This window comes from uncultured Luteimonas sp., assembly GCF_947492465.1.
GTDB lineage: Bacteria > Pseudomonadota > Gammaproteobacteria > Xanthomonadales > Xanthomonadaceae > Luteimonas.
This window is the reverse complement of record NZ_CANLNF010000001.1, coordinates 1,060,766-1,078,548: the sequence shown is the minus strand read 5'-3', so window position 1 is coordinate 1,078,548 and position 17,783 is coordinate 1,060,766. Positions and strand designations below refer to the sequence as shown.

General features: G+C 69.2%; 19 protein-coding genes and 1 tRNA gene. 11 read left to right on the top strand and 9 right to left on the bottom strand.

All coding sequences use genetic code 11. From position 1 onward, the window contains the following. Positions 1 to 152: 152 nt before the first annotated feature. Positions 153 to 1,178 (bottom strand): LysR family transcriptional regulator, encoded by a 1,026-nt coding sequence (locus tag Q0863_RS04780; RefSeq protein ID WP_298575926.1) that lies wholly within the window; start codon positions 1,176 to 1,178, stop codon positions 153 to 155. A gap of 86 nt (positions 1,179 to 1,264) precedes the next feature. On the opposite strand from Q0863_RS04780, the gene Q0863_RS04775 reads away from it, so the two are divergent. Continuing rightward, positions 1,265 to 1,843: an NAD(P)H-dependent oxidoreductase gene (locus Q0863_RS04775; protein ID WP_298575624.1), complete on the top strand. Its 579-nt coding sequence runs from the start codon at positions 1,265 to 1,267 to the stop codon at positions 1,841 to 1,843. A gap of 57 nt (positions 1,844 to 1,900) precedes the next feature. Here Q0863_RS04775 and serS read toward each other — a convergent pair whose 3' ends face one another. Next, positions 1,901 to 3,181 carry a serine--tRNA ligase gene (gene serS, locus Q0863_RS04770; RefSeq protein WP_298575621.1) on the bottom strand — a complete coding sequence of 427 codons (1,281 nt, stop codon included), beginning with the start codon at positions 3,179 to 3,181 and terminating at the stop codon, positions 1,901 to 1,903. A 124-nt stretch (positions 3,182 to 3,305) separates the two neighbouring features. Between serS and Q0863_RS04765 the strand changes: the two genes are divergently transcribed. After that, positions 3,306 to 3,941: an energy transducer TonB gene (locus Q0863_RS04765; RefSeq protein ID WP_298575619.1), complete on the top strand. Its 636-nt coding sequence runs from the start codon at positions 3,306 to 3,308 to the stop codon at positions 3,939 to 3,941. Positions 3,942 to 4,026: 85 nt separating this feature from the next. Continuing rightward, on the top strand, positions 4,027 to 4,578 hold the full coding sequence (locus Q0863_RS04760; protein WP_298575616.1) for a TonB family protein: 552 nt from the start codon (positions 4,027 to 4,029) through the stop codon (positions 4,576 to 4,578). A gap of 257 nt (positions 4,579 to 4,835) precedes the next feature. On the opposite strand, the gene aroA is transcribed toward Q0863_RS04760, so the two are convergent. From aroA to serC, 3 genes are all read right to left on the bottom strand, one after another. Further along, on the bottom strand, positions 4,836 to 6,155 hold the full coding sequence (aroA, locus tag Q0863_RS04755) for a 3-phosphoshikimate 1-carboxyvinyltransferase (protein ID WP_298575613.1): 1,320 nt from the start codon (positions 6,153 to 6,155) through the stop codon (positions 4,836 to 4,838). A 108-nt stretch (positions 6,156 to 6,263) separates the two neighbouring features. Then, positions 6,264 to 7,541, bottom strand: a complete 1,278-nt coding sequence (gene pheA, locus Q0863_RS04750) for a prephenate dehydratase (protein ID WP_298575611.1) — start codon at positions 7,539 to 7,541, stop codon at positions 6,264 to 6,266. Continuing rightward, positions 7,534 to 8,631, bottom strand: coding sequence for a phosphoserine transaminase (serC, locus tag Q0863_RS04745; RefSeq protein ID WP_298575608.1), 1,098 nt, complete (start codon positions 8,629 to 8,631; stop codon positions 7,534 to 7,536). Before serC ends, pheA begins: the two co-directional genes overlap by 8 nt. 126 nt (positions 8,632 to 8,757) lie before the next feature. Here serC and msrP point away from each other — a divergent pair, with 126 nt between their 5' ends. Next, positions 8,758 to 9,723, top strand: a complete 966-nt coding sequence (gene msrP, locus Q0863_RS04740) for a protein-methionine-sulfoxide reductase catalytic subunit MsrP (RefSeq protein WP_298575605.1) — start codon at positions 8,758 to 8,760, stop codon at positions 9,721 to 9,723. 79 nt (positions 9,724 to 9,802) lie between these two features. Further along, entirely contained in the window at positions 9,803 to 10,447 is a 645-nt protein-coding gene (gene msrQ / locus Q0863_RS04735; protein WP_298575602.1) for a protein-methionine-sulfoxide reductase heme-binding subunit MsrQ, read from the top strand. 48 nt (positions 10,448 to 10,495) lie between these two features. Here msrQ and Q0863_RS04730 read toward each other — a convergent pair whose 3' ends face one another. Then, positions 10,496 to 11,293: an FHA domain-containing protein gene (locus Q0863_RS04730; RefSeq protein WP_298575600.1), complete on the bottom strand. Its 798-nt coding sequence runs from the start codon at positions 11,291 to 11,293 to the stop codon at positions 10,496 to 10,498. 97 nt (positions 11,294 to 11,390) lie between these two features. Between Q0863_RS04730 and Q0863_RS04725 the strand changes: the two genes are divergently transcribed. Further along, a complete protein-coding gene (locus Q0863_RS04725; protein WP_298575598.1) occupies positions 11,391 to 11,681 on the top strand; it encodes a polyhydroxyalkanoic acid system family protein in 291 nt (96 codons plus the stop codon). Between the two features lie 33 nt (positions 11,682 to 11,714). Here the strand turns inward: Q0863_RS04725 and Q0863_RS04720 are convergent, their stop codons facing one another. Next, positions 11,715 to 12,431: a hypothetical protein gene (locus tag Q0863_RS04720; RefSeq protein ID WP_298575596.1), complete on the bottom strand. Its 717-nt coding sequence runs from the start codon at positions 12,429 to 12,431 to the stop codon at positions 11,715 to 11,717. 222 nt (positions 12,432 to 12,653) lie between these two features. On the opposite strand from Q0863_RS04720, the gene Q0863_RS04715 reads away from it, so the two are divergent. The 5 genes from Q0863_RS04715 (at position 12,654) to Q0863_RS04695 (ending at position 15,812) form a co-directional block, all read left to right on the top strand. Next, on the top strand, positions 12,654 to 13,649 hold the full coding sequence (locus Q0863_RS04715; RefSeq protein WP_298575594.1) for a restriction endonuclease: 996 nt from the start codon (positions 12,654 to 12,656) through the stop codon (positions 13,647 to 13,649). Positions 13,650 to 13,750: 101 nt separating this feature from the next. Next, positions 13,751 to 14,008 carry an acyl-CoA-binding protein gene (locus Q0863_RS04710; RefSeq protein WP_298575924.1) on the top strand — a complete coding sequence of 86 codons (258 nt, stop codon included), beginning with the start codon at positions 13,751 to 13,753 and terminating at the stop codon, positions 14,006 to 14,008. Positions 14,009 to 14,023: 15 nt separating this feature from the next. After that, the gene (locus Q0863_RS04705; RefSeq protein ID WP_298575592.1) at positions 14,024 to 14,650 is read left to right on the top strand and encodes a TetR/AcrR family transcriptional regulator; all 627 of its coding nucleotides are present in this window, start codon (positions 14,024 to 14,026) and stop codon (positions 14,648 to 14,650) included. Positions 14,651 to 14,851: 201 nt separating this feature from the next. Beyond that, positions 14,852 to 14,926: transfer RNA gene (locus tag Q0863_RS04700), tRNA-Val, on the top strand. Positions 14,927 to 15,185: 259 nt separating this feature from the next. Then, positions 15,186 to 15,812: a hypothetical protein gene (locus tag Q0863_RS04695; RefSeq protein WP_298575589.1), complete on the top strand. Its 627-nt coding sequence runs from the start codon at positions 15,186 to 15,188 to the stop codon at positions 15,810 to 15,812. Here Q0863_RS04695 and Q0863_RS04690 read toward each other — a convergent pair. Both Q0863_RS04690 and Q0863_RS04685 read right to left on the bottom strand, forming a co-directional pair. Continuing rightward, positions 15,809 to 17,299, bottom strand: coding sequence for a terminase TerL endonuclease subunit (locus tag Q0863_RS04690; protein WP_298575587.1), 1,491 nt, complete (start codon positions 17,297 to 17,299; stop codon positions 15,809 to 15,811). The genes Q0863_RS04695 and Q0863_RS04690 overlap by 4 nt on opposite strands. Next, positions 17,296 to 17,754: a hypothetical protein gene (locus Q0863_RS04685; RefSeq protein WP_298575584.1), complete on the bottom strand. Its 459-nt coding sequence runs from the start codon at positions 17,752 to 17,754 to the stop codon at positions 17,296 to 17,298. Before Q0863_RS04685 ends, Q0863_RS04690 begins: the two co-directional genes overlap by 4 nt. Positions 17,755 to 17,783: the final 29 nt, after the last annotated feature.

The window sequence follows — 17,783 nt, the reverse complement described above, 5'->3', positions numbered from 1 at the left end:
TTTGACCAGCGGCTGCGCCGCTGTTCCCTCCGGCCTTCGGCCTGCGGGTCAAGACCGCTGCCTTGAACCGCTCGGCCATCTCTCCGGATTATCGGCGGGCGCCCATCTTCGATTGAGCGCCGTCGATGCCTCACGCATGGCGCAGCACCGAGCTAGCGCATTGTCGCATGCGCGCCCATGTCGGCACCCGCGCGGCGCGGCGCGGCGGCGGCCGCCGTTCCCTCGGTCTTGCTGCAGTTGCGGCAGTTGAGGCTGGATTCCTCGATCAGCGGCGGCAGCTTCTCGGCCAGGAAATCGATGAACACCCGCACCGCCGGCAGCATGCCGCGGCGCGAGGCGAACACGGCGTGGGCCACGCCCTGCGGCAGGCGCCAGTCGGGCAGCACCACCTCGAGCTCGCCACTGCGCACGGCTTCGGCGCACATGGTTTCGGGCAGCATGGTGATGCCCAGGCCCTGCTTGGCCAGCGCCATCAGCATCGGGAAATCGAAGCCCGACACGCGCGCCTTGAGTTCGACCCGGCGCACTTCGCCATCGCGGCCCTGCAGTTCCCAGCGCTGGCGGCCCTCGTCCTCGCCCATGGTCATGGTGGTGTGCTCGGCGAGCTCCTCCGGCGAGGAGGGACGCCCTGCGCGGTCGAGGTATTTCGGGCTGGCCACCAGCAGTTCCTGGATCTGGCCGAAGCTGCGCATCACCAGGCTGCCGTCGTCGTCGAAGCGCGTACGCACGCGGATCGCCACGTCGAAACCTTCGTTGATCACGTCCACGCGGCGGTTGCTCACGTGCAGCTGCACGCGCACTTCCGGATAGCGCGCCAGGAACTCGGGCAGCAGCTTGGGCATCAGCTGCTGCGCCACGCCCACCGGCACGCTCGCCTTCACCACGCCGCGCGGCTCCGCGCTGAGCCGGTCGACGACCTCGCGCGCGGCGGTGGCCTCGGCAAGCATCGACTGCGCGTGCCGGTGCACGCTCTGGCCGACGTCGGTGACGGCGAAACGCCGGGTGGAACGCTGCAGCAGGCGCACGCCCAGATTGTTCTCAAGCTGGCTGATACGGCGGCTCAGGCGCGATTTCGGGATGCCCAGGGCACGTTCGGCAGCTGCGAAACCGCCGTGCTCGACCACCATGGCGAAGTAGTACAGATCATTGAGATCCTGCACCGGAACCTCCGTATTCAGAACAATGCGTAGTATTCAACTGCATTTATCCCACTAATGCAACGAAATAAGCTGCCCTCCTGTCATTACGACAACGAGGACGCGACATGAAACTGCTGCAGATCGATTCAAGCGTGCTGGGCGAAAGCTCGGTGACCCGTCAGCTGACCGCCGCCATCGTCGCACGTTGGCAGGCCGAGGTGCGCGGCCTGGACGTGCAGGTCCGCGACCTCGAGCAGAACCCGCTGCCGCACCTGTCCGGCGCGATCCTCTCCGGCCGCGACGACATCGCGGCCGCACGCGGCGCGACGGTGCTGGAGCAGTTCCTGGCCGCGGACGTGGTGGTGATCGGCGCGCCGATGTACAACTTCGGCCTGCCCTCCTCGCTCAAGGCCTGGATCGACCGGATCGCGGTGGCCGGGCGCACCTTCCGCTACACCGAATCCGGGCCGGTGGGCCTGGCCGGCGGCAAGCGGGTGATCCTGGCCCTGGCCGCGGGCGGCCCGCACCAGGGGCAGCCCACCGACTTCGTCGAGCCCTACCTGCGCCAGGTCCTGGGCTTCCTCGGCATCACCGAGATCGAAGCGGTGCGCGCCGATTCGGTAGGGCTGTCGCCGCAGCACCGCGAGGCGTCGATCGCGAACGCGCTGGCCGCGCTGCCGGAACCGTCGCGTCGCGCGGCCTGAAGCCCGTCCACGCGGGGCGGAGGCAGCCGGGCTCCGGCCCGACCGCCGCCCCGGGACTCACGCGATGCGTTCGGCGCCACCCATGTACGGGCGCAGCGCCTCGGGCACCGTGATCGAGCCGTCGGCCTGCTGGAAGTTCTCCATCACCGCGATCAGGGCGCGCCCGACCGCCGTGCCGGAGCCATTGAGCGTATGCACGGCTTCGGGCTTGCCGCTGTCGGGGTTGCGCCAGCGCGCCTGCATCCGCCGGGCCTGGAAATCCCCGCAGTTCGAGCACGACGAGATCTCGCGATAGGTCTGCTGCGAAGGCAGCCAGACCTCCAGGTCGTAAGTCTTGCGCGCGGCGAACCCCATGTCGCCCGAACACAGCAGCATGCGCCGGTACGGCAGGCCCAGGCGCTCGAGCACGGTCTCGGCGGCGCGGGTCATGCGCTCGAGTTCCGCATCGCTGTCCTCGGGACGCGTGATCGAGACCAGCTCCACCTTCTCGAACTGGTGCTGGCGGATCATGCCGCGCACGTCGCGGCCGCCGCTGCCGGCCTCCGAGCGGAAGCACAGCGAATGCGCGGTCATGCGCAGCGGCAGGCGGGCCGGGTCGAGGATCTCGTCGCGCACGGTGTTGGTAAGCGGGATTTCCGCCGTCGACACCAGGTAGCGGCGGTGGCCGCCCAGTTCGGTGGCGAACATGTCCTCCTCGAACTTGGGCAGCTGGCCGGTGCCCAGCAGGCTGTCGGCGTTGACGATGACCGGCACGTTGGTTTCTTCGTAGCCGTGCTCGCCGCTGTGCAGGTCGAGCATGAACTGTGCGAGCGCGCGGTGCAGGCGCGCCAGCTGGCCGCGCAGCACGGTGAAGCGCGCGCCCGACAGCCTGGCCGCCGTGTCGCCGTCGAGCCAGCCGTGACGGCTGCCGAGTTCGACGTGGTCGCGGACCTCGAAATCGAACTCGCGCGGCGTGCCCCAGCGCTGCTGCTCGACGTTCTGTGCTTCGTCCGCACCGACCGGGACCGAGGCATCCGGCAGGTTGGGAAGGCCCAGCGCGATCGCATCGAGTTCGGCGCGGATCGCATCCAGGCGCCCTTCGCTGGCCTTCAGTTCGTCGCCCAGTCCGGCCACCTCGGCCAGCAGGGGCGCCACGTCTTCGCCCTTGGCCTTGGCCTGGCCGATCGCCTTGCTGCGCGTGTTGCGCAGGTTCTGCAGTTCCTGGGTCCGCACCTGGATCTGCTTGCGCTCGGCCTCCAGCGCCTGCAGGCGCTCGACCGGAAGCTCGAAGCCGCGGGTCTCGCGCAGGCGGACGGCGGTGTCTGGAAGATGCTGGCGGAGCAGGATCGGATCGAGCATGGGAGCGGGCAACTGCGCGGAAAGAACGCGGATTATCGCCGAGATGCCCGCATGCCGCCGCAGCCGGCTCGGCGCGCGCGGCGGGCTGTGCCAGAATCGGGCAAAACACAGGCCGCTCCCGCACATGTCCCCGCCTTCCCCACCCGCTTCCCGTGGCATCGCCCGTTTCCTGCCCGCGGGCCGCGCCTGGTGGCTGGTCATCGGGGCGGTGCTGGCGGGATTGCTGCTGTTCGCGCTGGTGCTGTCCGGCAAACGCGACGAATTCGAGTTCTACCGTGCGCAGGGCGACGCCGGAGCCGGGACGCCCGGCCAGGTCTTCGAGCCGCTGCCGGCGCCGTTGCCGGCCGGGGAAACGACGGCCAGCGGCATGGACACCGACGCGCCCGCCGATGGCCGGGCGCCAAGGATCGACCAGCACGGCGCGCCCCCGGCCGAAACTGCGGTGCAGCCAGCGCAGCCCGACCAGTCGCTGTCGGCCGATGCCGGCACGCGCGAGCCGCGACTGCTGTCCTCGACGCAGCCCGAGTACCCGAGGGCCGCGCTGCGAGCCGGCGTCTCCGGCGAGGTGCTGCTGCAGATCGAGGTGCGCGCCGACGGCCGGCCGGGCGAGGTCAGCGTGCTCAGCGGCAGCCGCAACCGCTCGCTGGATCGCGCCGCGGTGCGCGCCGTCCGGCAGTGGCGCTTCGAACCCGCCCTGCGCGACGGCGTGGCCGTCCCCGGCACGGTGCGGCAGAGCATCCGCTTCGACCTGCCGCGCTGAGCCTCACGGGCCGTTGACGGCGGCGCGACGCCGCCTGCACGCGGTCCGTGGAACGTTGCCCGGGTCCTCCGACAGGAACCCGGCCATGTCCGACCCGATGACGCAAGACCGCGCCACCCCGCCCCCGCCGCCCGTGGACGACCGCATGCAGCCGCGGCGTGGCGGCTCCCTGCTGTGGATCCTGGTGCTGCTGGCGATCATCGCGGCGGCCTGGTACTTCATCGGGCGCGACGACACGCCGGAACACGCACCGCCACCGATCGGCGAGACCACGCCGGTGCCCTCGCAGTCGCCGGTGTCCACCGCGCCTGCCGAGCGCGAACCGGCACCGGAGCGCGTGCCGCCGCCTGCGGCGCCGACCGAGCGCGCGGCCCAGCCGATCGATCCGCAACAGCCGGCATATCCGCCTGCCGCGCTGCGCGCCGGCGAAGAAGGCACCGTGGTGCTGCGCGTGGAGGTCGGCGCCGACGGCAAGCCGACCGACGTACAGGTCGCCGACCGCAGCGGATCGCGCGAGCTGGATCGCGCCGCCGAGCGTGCGGTGCGCGACTGGACCTTCCAGCCGGCCACGCGCAACGGCAAGGCCGTGGCGTCGACCGTGCAGGTGCCGGTCGACTTCAGGGTCGAACGGCAGTAACCGGCCTGTGGGCATCGCCGCCACGGCGTGGCGGACGCTGCACGGATGATGGGCCTGCGTAGACGACCCGAGGGTTGTCGACGCGACGCCGCGGACTCGACCTCGTGGCGGGTCCGCGCTCATTCCAGCGACTGCAATGCGACCGACCCGCCTTGGCGGCCGCGCACCGGACCGGCTGCCGTCTCACAGGTCAGGCCTGCATCACCGCGGGAATCGCGTAGAAGGCGCGGCCCACGCGCGACCCGTCGGCCGCGCCCTTACCCCGCGCGCAATCCGAATCCGGCGCCCACGGCCAGCGTGTCGAAACCCGGGAAGGACGTCGCCACGTTCGCCACGTCGCCGATCCGCACCTCGCCCTGCGCCAGCTGCGCGGCGACCGCGAACGACATCGCGATGCGGTGGTCGCCATGGCTCTGCACGGCGCCGCCGCCCAGGCGCGCATCGCCCTGGATGACCGCGCCGTCCGGGCGCTCGTCGATGGACGCACCGAGCGTGCGCAGGCCCGCGGCCATGGTGGCGATGCGGTCCGATTCCTTGACCCGCAACTCGGCCGCGCCGCGCACCACCGTAGTGCCCCGGGCACAGGCGGCGGCCACGAACAGCACCGGGAACTCGTCGATCATGTCGGCGACGTGTTCCTCGGGCACTTCGATGCCGCGCAGCGGCGCATGGCGCACGACCAGGTCGCTGACCGGCTCGCCGCCCTGCTCGCCCGCGGGATGCTCGACGATGTCGGCGCCCATCAGCCGCAGCACGTGCAGCAGGCCGGTGCGGCGTGGATTGACGCCGACGCGCCGCAGGCGCAGTTCCGAACCCGGCACCAGGCTGGCGGCGACGAGGAAGAACGCCGCCGACGAGAAGTCCGCGGGCACCACGATGTCGCGCGCGCGCAGGCGGTGGCCGCCCTCGAGGCGCGCGTAGCCGGGCGAGAACTCGATCGGCCAGCCCAGCGCCTGCAGCATGCGCTCGGTGTAGTCGCGGGTCGGGTGCGGCTCGCGCACGGTCGTTGCGCCGCGGGCGTACAGCCCGGCCAGCAGCAGCGCGGACTTGACCTGCGCGCTCGCCACCTCGGTATCGATGTCGATGCCGTGCAGCGCGCTGCCGCCATGGATGCGCAGCGGCGGCACCCCGCCCTCGCCGGTGTCGATGCGTGCGCCCATCCGCGCCAGCGGCACGGTGACGCGGCGCATCGGCCGCTTCGACAGCGAGGCATCGCCGACCAGGGTAGTGTCGAACGCCTGGCCGGCGAGCAGCCCGGCGAGCAGGCGCATGCCGGTGCCGGCGTTGCCGCAGTCGAGCGGACCGTCCGGTGCGTGCAGGCCGTCGATGCCCACGCCGTGGACGACGCGGCTGCCGGCCTGCGGCGTCTCGATGCGCACGCCCATGCGGCGGAAGATCGTTTCCGTCGCGCGCGCATCCTCGCCTTCGAGGAAGCCGTCGATGCGCGAAGTGCCGTCGGCCAGCGACGCCAGCATGATCGCGCGGTGCGAGACCGACTTGTCGCCCGGCACCGCGAGTTCGCCGTGCAGCGGCGCGCCCTTCGATGCAATCCACTCCATGTCCGTACCGCTGTTCATCGCGTCTCCCCACGCAAGGCGTTCAAAGATGTCCGCGGGCCCTGCGCGCCGGCGTGGCGCGCGCAGGCCCGTCCGCCGCCGGCAACCCGGCGACGACACTGCAACCGGTCAGGGCACCGCGAGCGGATACGAACCGAGCACGCGCACGTCGCCCGCGAAATCGTCGATTTCCGACAGCGCGTCCTTCAGCGGCGACTCGTCCACGTGGCCCTGCACGTCGATGAAGAAGGCGTACTGCCAGACCGCCCCGTGCGCCGGCCGCGATTCGATGCGGTTCATGCTGATGTTGCGCCGCGCGAGCGGCTCCAGGATCCGGTACAGCGCGCCGGGCTGGTCGCGGATCGACACCATCAGCGAGGTGCGGTCGTTGCCCGACGGCGGGAACAGCGCGCGCCCGATCACCAGGAAGCGCGTGGTGTTGTCGCTGCGGTCCTCGATCGGACCGGCGACCACTTTCATGCCGTACACGTGCGCGGCGTTCTCGCCGGCGATCGCCGCCGCATCGTCGGACAGCTTGGCGCGGCGCACCGCCTCGGCGTTGCTCGACACCGCCTCCTTGTGCGTGTGCGGCAGGTTCTGGCGCAACCAGTTCTTGCACTGCGCCAGCGACATGCCGTGCGAGTACACCCGCTCGACGTCCTCGATGTGGCCGGTGCGCGACAGCAGGTACTGGTGCACGCGCAGCTCGACCTCGCCGCAGATCTTCAGCGGCGAGGTCAGGAACATGTCGAGCGTGGACTGGATCGTGCCCTGCCCGGAGTTCTCCACCGGCACCACGCCGAAATCGGCGTTGCCCGCGGCGACCTCGTCGAACACCTCCTCGATGCTGACCAGCGGCAGGCCCTTGGCCGAATGGCCGAAGTGCTTGTGAACCGCCTGCTGCGAGAACGTGCCTTCCGGGCCGAGGTAGCCGATCTTCAGCGGCTCCTGCTGGGCCAGGCAGGCCGACATGATCTCGCGGAACAGGCGCACCAGCACCTCGTCCGACAGCGGGCCGTCGTTGCGGTCGACCACGCGCCGCAGCACCTGCGCCTCGCGCTCGGGACGGTAGTAGTCGATGGCCGCGGCCAGCTTGCCCTTGGCCTTGCCGACCTGATGCGCCCACAGCGCGCGCTCGGCGATCAACGCCTGGATCTCGCGATCGATGCCGTCGATCTGGGTGCGCACGGCGGCCAGGTCCGGCGTGGCCTGCCTCGCGAACTCGCTGCGGCTGCGCGTCGAGGCCTCGACCGCAGCGGGCTTGGGCGCAGCAGGCGACGCTGCCGCCGCCTTGCGTCCGGCGTTCGGCGCCTTCGGCTGCCTGGCCTTGGCTGCGGCGCCGGGGTCCTTCGCGCCCTTCCTGTTCGTCGCGGGTTTCGCCCGCGACCGCTTGCTGCGTTCAGCCATGACGCTTCTGGAACTCCCGCATGTAATCGACCAGTGCCTGCACGCCCGCCACCGGCATCGGGTTGTAGAGCGATGCGCGCATGCCGCCCAGCACGCGGTGGCCCTTGAGGCCGATCAGGCCGGCCTCGCGTGCGCCATCGAGGAACGCGCCGTCGAGCGCCGCATCGGCCAGGAAGAACGGCACGTTCATGCGCGAGCGCACGCTCGCCTCGACGTCGTTGCGGTAGAAGCCGCCCGAGCCGTCGATCGCCTGGTAGAGCAGGCCCGCCTTGGCGTCGCTGCGCCGGTCGAACTCGGCGGTGCCGCCCTCGTCCAGCATCCAGCGCACGGTCAGGCCCAGCAGGTACCAGTTCCAGGTGGGCGGCGTGTTGAGCATCGACTCGCCCTTGAGCTGCGAGCGGTAGTCGAAGATGTCCGCGCGCGGCTGGCCGGCGCGTTCGAGCAGGTCGCGGCGCACGATCACCACGCTGATCCCGACCGGGCCGAGGTTCTTCTGCGCACCGGCATAGATCAGGCCGTACTTCGACACGTCGATCGGCTCGGACGCGATGCTCGAGCTGAAGTCGGCGAACAGCGGCACCTTGCCGGTGTCCGGCGGCACCTGTCCCCAGGACGGCCGGAACTCGACGCCGTGGATGGTTTCGTTGGCGGTGATGTGCACGTAGGCGGCGTCGTCCGACAGGCGCCAGCTCTCGCGCGCGGGAATCGCGCGGAAGCCGCCGGCCTCGCCACTGGCGGCGATGTTGACGTCCGCCGACACCACCTGCTTGAGTGCGGTGCGACCCCAGTGGCCGCTGATCACGTAGTCCACGCGCTGCCCGGCATCGGCGAAGTTGAGCGCGATCAACGCCTGCTGCGTGGTCGCGCCGCCTGCCGGAAACAGCACCGCGTAGTCGTCCGGAATGCAGAGCAGCGTGCGCAGGTCGGCCTCGGCCTGGCGCGCCACCTGCAGGAACTCGGGGCCGCGATGGCTCATCTCGACGATCGATGCACGCGCGTCGCCCCACTCGAGCATGTCCGCCTGCGCCTGGCGCAGCACGGACTCGGGCAGCATGGCCGGACCTGGACTGAAATTGTATGCGCGCGCCATCGTGCTTCACGGACCGGTGGGATGGAGAGGCCTAGTATGCCGCAGCGCAACAGCGATTCCCGCCGTTCGCGCGCAACTTTTCGCGCCTGGCGGCGTCCAAGCCACGCTTCCGGAGGAAACCATTCCATGTCCCTGCGCAGCGTGCTCGCGATCCCCGCTTCCGACGTTACCGATGAAACCGTTTATCACGCACGGCGCCGCCTGCTGGGCGCCTTCGCCGGCGCGTCGCTGCTGCCTCTGGCCGGTTGCGCCGAAGCCGAAGCGCCGCCGTCGACCGCGGTGGTCACGCCCGCGCAGGCGCGCTCGGGTTTCCGCACCGACGAAGCGCAGACGCGCTACGAGGACATCACCAGCTACAACAACTTCTACGAGTTCGGCACCGACAAGTCCGATCCTTCGCGCGCGGAGAAGACCCTGCGCACCTCGCCATGGAATGTCGCGGTATCCGGCGAGTGCGCAAGGCCGGGCAACCCGTCGTTCGAGGACCTGCTCAAGGGCCTCTCTCCCGAGGAACGCATCTACCGCCTGCGCTGCGTCGAGGGCTGGTCAATGGTGATTCCCTGGCTGGGCGTGCCGCTGGCCGCGGTGCTGAAGCGGTTCGAACCGACCTCGAAGGCGAAGTACGTGGCCTTCACCACGCTCGCCGATCCGGTGCAGATGCCGAGCGTGCGCTTCCGCTCCATCGACTGGCCCTATCGCGAAGGCCTGCGCATCGACGAGGCCATGCATCCGCTCGCGTTCCTGGCCACCGGCCTCTACGGCAAGCCGCTGCCGCAGCAGAACGGCGCGCCGCTGCGGCTCGTGGTGCCGTGGAAGTACGGATTCAAGAGCATCAAGTCGATCGTGGAGATCCGCTTCACCGAGCGCATGCCACCCACCGCATGGAACCGCCTGCAGCCTCGCGAGTATGGCTTTTACAGCAACGTCAATCCGGCGGTCGACCATCCGCGCTGGAGCCAGAAGACCGAGCGTCGCATCGCCGGCACCGGCAACCGCCTGTTCGCCGACCGCATCGAGACGCGCATGTTCAACGGCTACGGCGACCACGTGGCTGCGCTGTACGCGGGCATGGACCTGAAGAAGTGGTACTGAATCCGCTGCGGCGCCTCACGGACATGGCCCGCCGCTTCGATACCGGGCCTCGCCCCTGAACCGGTCCGGGGACCGCCGTATGGCCGAGGCTTCCCGTCCGCTGCTGCTGGCCAAGGCCGCGGTGCACGCGCTGGCGCTGGCGCCGCTGGCGCTGCTGGCACTGCGCTTCTGGCAGGTCTGGAGCGAGGTCGACATCGACGCGCTCGGCCCGGATCCGGTGGCCGCGATCGAACACGAACTGGGCCTGTGGGCGCTGCGCCTGCTGCTGCTCACGCTCGCGGTCACGCCGCTGCGCCAGCTCAGCGGACAGACGGTGCTGCTGCGGTTCCGGCGCATGCTGGGCCTGTACGCCTTCGCCTATGCCAGCCTGCACCTGGCGGCCTACCTGGCACTCGACCTGCGCGGCTGGTGGGCGCTGGTGTTCGAGGAGATCGCCAAGCGCCCCTACATCACCGTCGGCTTCGCCGCGTGGCTGTTGCTGGTGCCGCTGGCGATCACCTCCACCCGCGGCTGGATGCGCAGGCTGGGGCGTCGCTGGGGCCAGCTGCATCGCCTGGTGTACGCGATCGCGGCGCTGGCGGTGCTGCACTTCTGGTGGATCGTCAAGTCCGACTACCGCGAACCGCTGCTGTATGCGGCGATCCTCGCGCTACTGCTGGGCTGGCGGATCTGGAAGCGGATGACGCGCAGGATCGCACCCTTAGCGGCAGCGCCGCGACGCTAGGCCCGCATGCCGCTGCCGCGCGCCGGTCGCGAAGGAATCGGCGCCGCCTCAGCCGGAGCCGAACAGCAGCAGCGCCGCCAGCAGCGAGGCCAGGCCCGCCGCGGCCAGCAGCAGCCAGGGCAGCCGCGTGGCCTGGCCCTGCCCGGCCGGCGCCGACACGGGTGGGGCATTGGCATCCGCCGCGGCCTCGTCCGCCGTCCGCGGCCGGCGCCGGGGCGCCTCGACCACGAAGCGGTGGTGGCCGTCGAAGACGATCTGGTCGCCGGGTTCGAGCAGCGCGTCGCGCACCGCTTCGCCGTTCACCAGGCTGCCCTCGGCCGAACCCAGGTCGCGCAGCACCACCTGTTCGCCCGCCAGTTCCAGGCGCGCGTGGCGATCGGCGAACGCGGGATCGTCGATGCGGATGTCCGCGTCCGGATGGCGGCCCACCAGGCGCGGCCGCTCCAGGGTGAAGCAGCGTCCGTGGAAGCGGCCGCCGACCCCGCGCAACACCACGCGCAGGTTGGGCATTTCCTCGGCCGCGCCGTCTCCCGCGACAGGGCCCGGCAGTTGCGCAGGCTGTGCCGACACCAGGCCCAGCTCGACACCGTCGACGTAGATCGCATCGCCGGCGCGCAGCATCGCCATGCGCTGCACCTGGCGGCCGTTCACGTGCACGCCGGGGGCGCCGTCCTCCACGTTCAGCCACACGCCGCGACGGTCCACGCACAGCCGCAGCGGACAGTCGCCACCGCCTTCCACCACTTCGATACGGCCCGGCCCGGTGCGCGCGATGCCGTGCACGCCGACGGACAGCGGACGGTCGTCGCGCGGCTGGCTGGCGATTCGCAATCTGACGGATTCCATGGCGCGGCAATCTAGCACGCGCGTATCGCACCGACGCTTGGCCGCGCTCGCCGTCCCGTCGCAGAATGACCTCCCTCCCCACCAGGCACCGCCCCGCATGTCCGGCATCGATATCCGCCACGCACACTCCTTGCCGATCGACCAGGCCCGCCAGGCGGTCGAGCAGGTGGCGCAGAAACTCTCCGAGCGCTTCGACGTCGCCTGCGACTGGCGGGGCGACACCCTGCATTTCTCGCGCAGCGGCGTGGACGGGCGGATCGCGCTGGAGCCGCGCCAGCTGCACGTCACCGCGACCCTGGGGTTCCTGCTGTCGGCGCTGAAGGGACCGATCGAGGCGGAGATCCGCAGGGTGCTGGCCGAGCGTTTCCAGGACGACGGCTACGCCTGAGCGCGGCGGCACCAACCTCCGCGTCGGGGCGAGTCAGTCGCCGAACCTGAACGGATCCGGGTCGCTGGCGAACAGTCGCTCCGCTACCAGCCGTTCGTCGCGCTCGATCCCGGCCACGAACTGCACGGGATCGTCCAGGGCGCGGAACGCTGCGTGGCCGCGCTCCAGGAAGCCCTGCAGCCGGTTCAGCCCCGCCAGGCGCGCCGGCCCGCGCGCGAACACCAGCAGTTTCGACACGCCACCCGACTGCAGGGCGTCTCCGAGTCCGCGTCCGACCCGGCCGATCAGTTCGATCTGCCGGGCGCGATCGTCGGACCGGCCGGCAAGCCGGTAGGCCTCGCCGTACAGCGGCACGTCGAGCCTGCGTCCGCGCGGTGCGAGCGCATGCAGCGCCTGGGCGGTGTCCAGGTCCAGCGCGTGGGTGAGCGCGCCGAGCTCGATCGCATCGCCCACCGCGGTGAGCAAGCGCTCGGGCAGCAGCCGCTGCATCTTCGGGACGACGCGGGCGATGTCGGCATCGCGGCGGGAGAAATCGCGGTCCCCGTATACCTCGCCGAGGAAGAACGCGGTCGCCGGCGCCCGCTGCGGATCGAGCAGGAAGTGCCGGAAGCTGCGTTCCAGCCGGCCGGCCTGCCATTGCCGCAGCGGGCCGAGCCAGCGCAGCCGGTTGCGCGGTTCGCGCAGCGGATCGTGCAGCCGCTGGTGCTGCGCGAGCAGGTGGTCGAAGCGGTCGCGATGCGCACGCGTCATGCCGCGATCCTCGCCGTCGCCCGGCCGCAGGGCAAGCGCGCTGTCGGCGCACGCGCCGCGACCCGTGCGGGCCGGAGCGAACTGCCGGCAGCCGCCGGAGACGCGCATCTGCGACGGCCGTCGCGCCACGGGCGCGAAACAGCAGGGTGGGGCCCGCCGGGATGCTGCCTGCACAGGCGGTTCCGCTATCCTTTCCAACCCGTTTCGAAGTTCTGGTAGACGATGTCCAACTGGCTGATCGCGATCGGCGTGATGTTGCTGATCGGTGGCGTGGCGACGTTCCATTTCCGGACCGTGCAGCTGCGTCGAGACGAGACGCGGGCGGGCATCGCAGCGCTGTCGGGGGTGTCGTGGCGGACTTTCATCCACATGGTGCTGGACGCGCTGTCGCGGCGCGGCTTCAGCCGCGTGGTGGATGCGGAAAACCCCGCCGGCGACAGCGATTACGTGCTCGAACGCAACGGCGAGCGCTGGCTGCTGTCGTGCAAGCACGGCAGCGCGTTCGTGCTCGGCCGGTTGACGGTCAACGAGCTGTCGCGGGCGATCGAACTCAAGGGCGCCGCCGGCGGCTTCCTGGTCACCCAGGGCCGGATCACCGAGGATGCGCGCCCGGTCGCCTCGCTGCAGCGCATCGAACTGCTCGACGGCCAGGCGCTGTGGCCGCAGCTGCGCGACTTCCTGCCGACCGAACAGCTGGCCGCGATCCGCGCCAGGGCTGCGCAGGCGGCGCGCCAGCGCGTGCTGCTGTCGTGGCTGCTGGCGCTGCTCGCGGGCGTGGCGGTGTGGCTGGTCCTGCCCGCGCCGGCACCTGCACCGGCGGTTCCGCAACGCTCGCAGCCGCAGGCAGTCGTCGCGCCAGCCGCTGCACCGGCACCGGCACCTGCGCCTGCGCCGACCGCAGCAGCACCCGAGCCCGTTGCACCCGCTCCCCCGGCCGAACCATCGACTCCGGCGACCCAGCCGGCGTCGCCACCGGACATCGAACAGCAGCGGGCCGACATCGCCGCCGCGGTCTCCACCCTGCCCGACGTCGACCGCGCGGCCTGGTCCAGCGAATCGACCCTGCAGGTCTTCCTCTCGGCCATCCAGGACGATCCCTTCGGGCGCATCTGCCCGCTGGTGGAGCGTTACGACGAGCTTGCCGCCTCGCGCATCCAGCTCACGCCTCCGCCCGGCAGCAACGCGACCGTGCGCTTCCGCCAGTGCCGCTCCTACTGACGGCGATGGCCGGCTCAGCGCCACGGCACGGCGCCGCCTCCGTGTTGACCACCCCGGACCTGCGTGGTGTCATGGCCGCCGGTTGGATGCGGATGGGCGAGATGGCGAGCGCCAGGCTGACGTTCGAACAGGCGGCCAGGGACGTGCAGCTGTTGCCACAGCGTCCCGACAACGAGACCCTGCTGCGCCTGTACGCGCTCTACAAGCAGGGTTCGGAAGGCGACGTCAGCGGCGAGAAGCCGGGCTTCTTCGATTTCGTCGGCACCGCCAAGCACGAGGCCTGGAGCCGGCTCAAGGGCACGCCGCGCGAACTTGCGCAGCAGCAGTACATCGACCTCGTCGCCAGCCTCAAGGGCTGAGCGTCCACGCCGCCGATGGCCCGCGACACGCGCCAGCGTATCCTCGACTGCGCCCTGGCGATGTTCAACGCGCGCGGCGAACCGACGGTCACCACCAACCATATCGCCGACGAGCTGGAGATCAGCCCGGGCAACCTGTACTACCACTTCCGCAACAAGGACGACATCATCGAGCACCTGTTCACGCGCTACGAGGCGCGCATGGACGAGGTGCTCACACCGCCGGATGGCCGCCTGCCCGGGCTGGAGGACATCTGGATGCAGCTGCACAAGGTGTTCGAGTGCATCTGGGACTACCGCTTCTTCTATCGCGACCTGCTGGAGATCCTCAGCCGCAACCGGCGCCTGCGGATCCGCTTCGCGCGCATCCTCAAGCGCGCCGACGATCGCGCCCACGTGGTGATGCAGGGCCTGTCGCAGGCCGGCGTGGTCCATGCCTCGCCGGCGGAGATGGATGCGGCCGCCACCAATCTGCTGGTGCTGGCCACGTTCTGGCTCAACTACGCGGCGATCCGCGGCGACCGCGACGAACGCGCGGCGATCCGCGAAGGCATCGTGCAGGTCATGATGCTGCTCTCGCCGTTCCTGCGCGACGCCGAGCGCGCGCACCTGAGCGAGCTGATCCGCGCATACAGGCATTGACGGCCGGCGACACGGCCCGGCCGGCGCAAACCGCGCGACGCCGACGCCCGGAACCGGCAATCCGCGGCGTGCCGGGGCCGCCGTTGGCGCCGAGGCTTGCCCCGCCCCCATCCTGCCCCGTAGAATTCGCGTCCCGTTTCACCGTCGCCCCATCCGGGTCCACGACGTCAGGCCCGCCAGTCCAGCGGCGGCCGCGGAACCGGGCGGTTAGCTCAGCGGTAGAGCATCGCCTTCACACGGCGAGGGTCGCAGGTTCGAACCCTGCACCGCCCACCAAGTAAGCCCTTGAGTACGAAGGGAAAAACGACAAGCCGGCCTAGTGCCGGCTTTTTCGTAAGTGCATGGTAAGTGCAGACCTCCGTAAGAATGCCCACCGATGGGCTACCTTGCGGTGCGGTAGGTGGCGCTATGTCGGCCGCCGTGGTCGCGCCTCCGGGTTCCGGCTGACTTCTCAGACCGCTATGGCCGAACCCCCCGGTGCGTGGATTTGGCGTTCCTTTTGCTCCAGCCCGCGGCCCATCATCATTTGGGCCATATGATCAAGGCTCGCGGCTGGTCGCCGCTGTCCCGCTGGCCAATTCAACAAGGGCGCGCCATGTCTAATGAACCTGTAGAGACAGCAGACGACGGAGGAGCAAAGGCGACACCTGCCGCACGTCGGTTTTTTATGTTCGATGAGGTTCGCCCCTCGAAGGTCTGGATCCTCACTAATGACGATCTACAAGATGAGGACGATCTAAGCCATCTTTTGCATCTTATGTACGTGCATCCAGAGTACGACTTCTACATTTTCGTGCGTGAAGGCGTACGTCTCTGTTCCCTAGTTCAGCGATCTCTCGACTCAAATAGAGTTCTTTGCCCGGCATACAAAGGCAACTACTACGCCCATCCCCAAAATGACAGAGACTTTGTCTGCATTCGGCCTGACGAAGTATCTTGGGATTGGGAGCAGGAACTGGTAGACAAGGGCGAAAGGTACATTCGCTACGAGCTAAAGTTAAGCGACATGTCTAAGCGAGACATGCAGATCGAGCAGCACATTAAAGCCCTCAAGGACAAGGATTCCAATCCGCTGGAACTTAAGCCGAACCTCTACGGGGTCGGCGTCGATATCCCTAAACTCTTCACTTGGATTAAGAAGCTGTGCGCAAGAGGGCGCTAGATCATCAACACCAGATCATCCGGCATCGTCACCGGGTCAGCGGTCTTCCCGGCTACGCCCACAGCCATCGCCAGCGCCTGCAGCCCGTCAATGCGCCCGGTTGCCTTTGCCTTGTCGAACTTGCGGGAGCCTGCCGGGTCTTTGGTCATGACGGCATTAGCGGCGCACATGGTCAACACCGGGTGCATCCCGTGACGGATGCGCCCGTTCAATAGTTCGGCCTCCAAGCTATCGACCGCTGGCGACATGCTCGCGAAGCCTTGGCCCCAATCGACCAGCGGCAATTCCACGCCCAACCGGTCGAACTCCTTGCGCAACACGTCGATACGCCAGCGGTCGAATGCGATTGCCTGCAGGTCAACGTCGGCGATGATGTCAATGATTTCTGCCGCTACGTGCGCATAGTCCACGCTGGCGCCCGGCGTTGTGCGCAGGAACCCTTGCTTGCGCCATTCCAGGTAAGGCGCGCGGTCGCGGGCTGCCCGGTCCGCCAAGCCGATTTCAGGCGTCCAGAAGTACGGACGCACGTTGCCAGCGTGGTCATACAGGACGAAAGCGGTAAGGTCCGTCCGCGCCGACAGGTCGAGCCCGCCATAGACTGGACCCACAAACGCCACTGGCTCGCCACCGCACTCCCTCCACACACCCGGCGACACGAACGGGCTATGGACGCTCACACGCTGATTCAACAGCAGGTTACGGAAGCTGTTCTCGACGCTCGGCATCCGCGCGGCTTGCTTTGCTTGCTCCCGCATGTCGTCCATCGACCGGAATAGCCCAAGCGCCGGATTCGCGGCGCGCCACGCATCCTCATCGTCCAAGCTGCAATCATCAGGCGCACTGTAGACGTGCGACACGATGCGCGGATCGTCGCTGCGCGCGGCATCGTCAAGCCACAGGGAGAACAGATCGGCATCGGATGCAGCTTGCGTGCTGATAGCGATCAGCAGTGGTGAAGCGTGCGCGCCCTGCGACGTGGTAATCGCGTCCACAAAGTCACTATGCGGTCCGCGAATCTGCCCAACCTCGTCAAGGATGGCCAGGACGGGTGACAGCCCGTGTGCCGTCTTGCCGTCCGCTGCCAATGCGCGGAACTCAACGTTGCGCGGAAGTCCGATCAAGCGCTTGGATGACGGAATGATGCGGACCAACTCCACAAGGCGCGGCGACAGCTGCACCATCTTGGATGCGAGGTTGAACACCAGCGCCGCTTGATCCCGCGACATGGCGCCCGACACGATCTGTGAGTTCTGCACCGCTTCCGGCCCGACCAGGTGCGCCAGCAGCAGCGCGCCAATCAGCCCGGACTTACCATTCTTGCGTGCGATGGACAGATACGCCCGCCGGGTGCCTGCCGGATTGTCATAAACATCCCGGATGAACTTGCGTTGGAAGTCAGCCAGCTTCAACGGCTGCCCGACGTGTGCACCCTCGGGCACCACACAATAGCGCTCGATAAAGGCGATGATCTTCCCCGCCCGGGTCATTGCAGCAGCCCCGGAATCAGATCATCGTCGGCGGTCATCGTTGTCCGTGCGTGGCGCTCCTGTCGCAACGTGTTCCCCGCATCCCGCGCGCGGCCCTCCGTTGCCTCGGGATGCAGATGCAGAACACGCGACAGCGCCACGGCGCGGCGGCCGGCTTCCTGTAGTAGCTTGTGCGCCGGGTGAGGCTTCCCGCGCACCAAGTCACCTTCGTCAGCCAGGACGGCGCGCAAACGTTCGATATCGGCCAGCATCCGGCACAACTCGACGGCGTTGATCAGATCGAGTTCAAGCCACCGGTCGCGCGGGCGCATGGCGATCACTGTCGGCCAGAACTGGCGCGCATCACCCGGAAGTTGCACCAGTTTCGGCGGGTGCAGTTCGCCCGCAAGTGCGTTCGCGGTTGCTTGGACCGCTGCTGCGCTACTATCTGATCGGATGCTTCGCCTTTTCTTCATCGGGGGTACTCGGATGGTATTCGTACGAG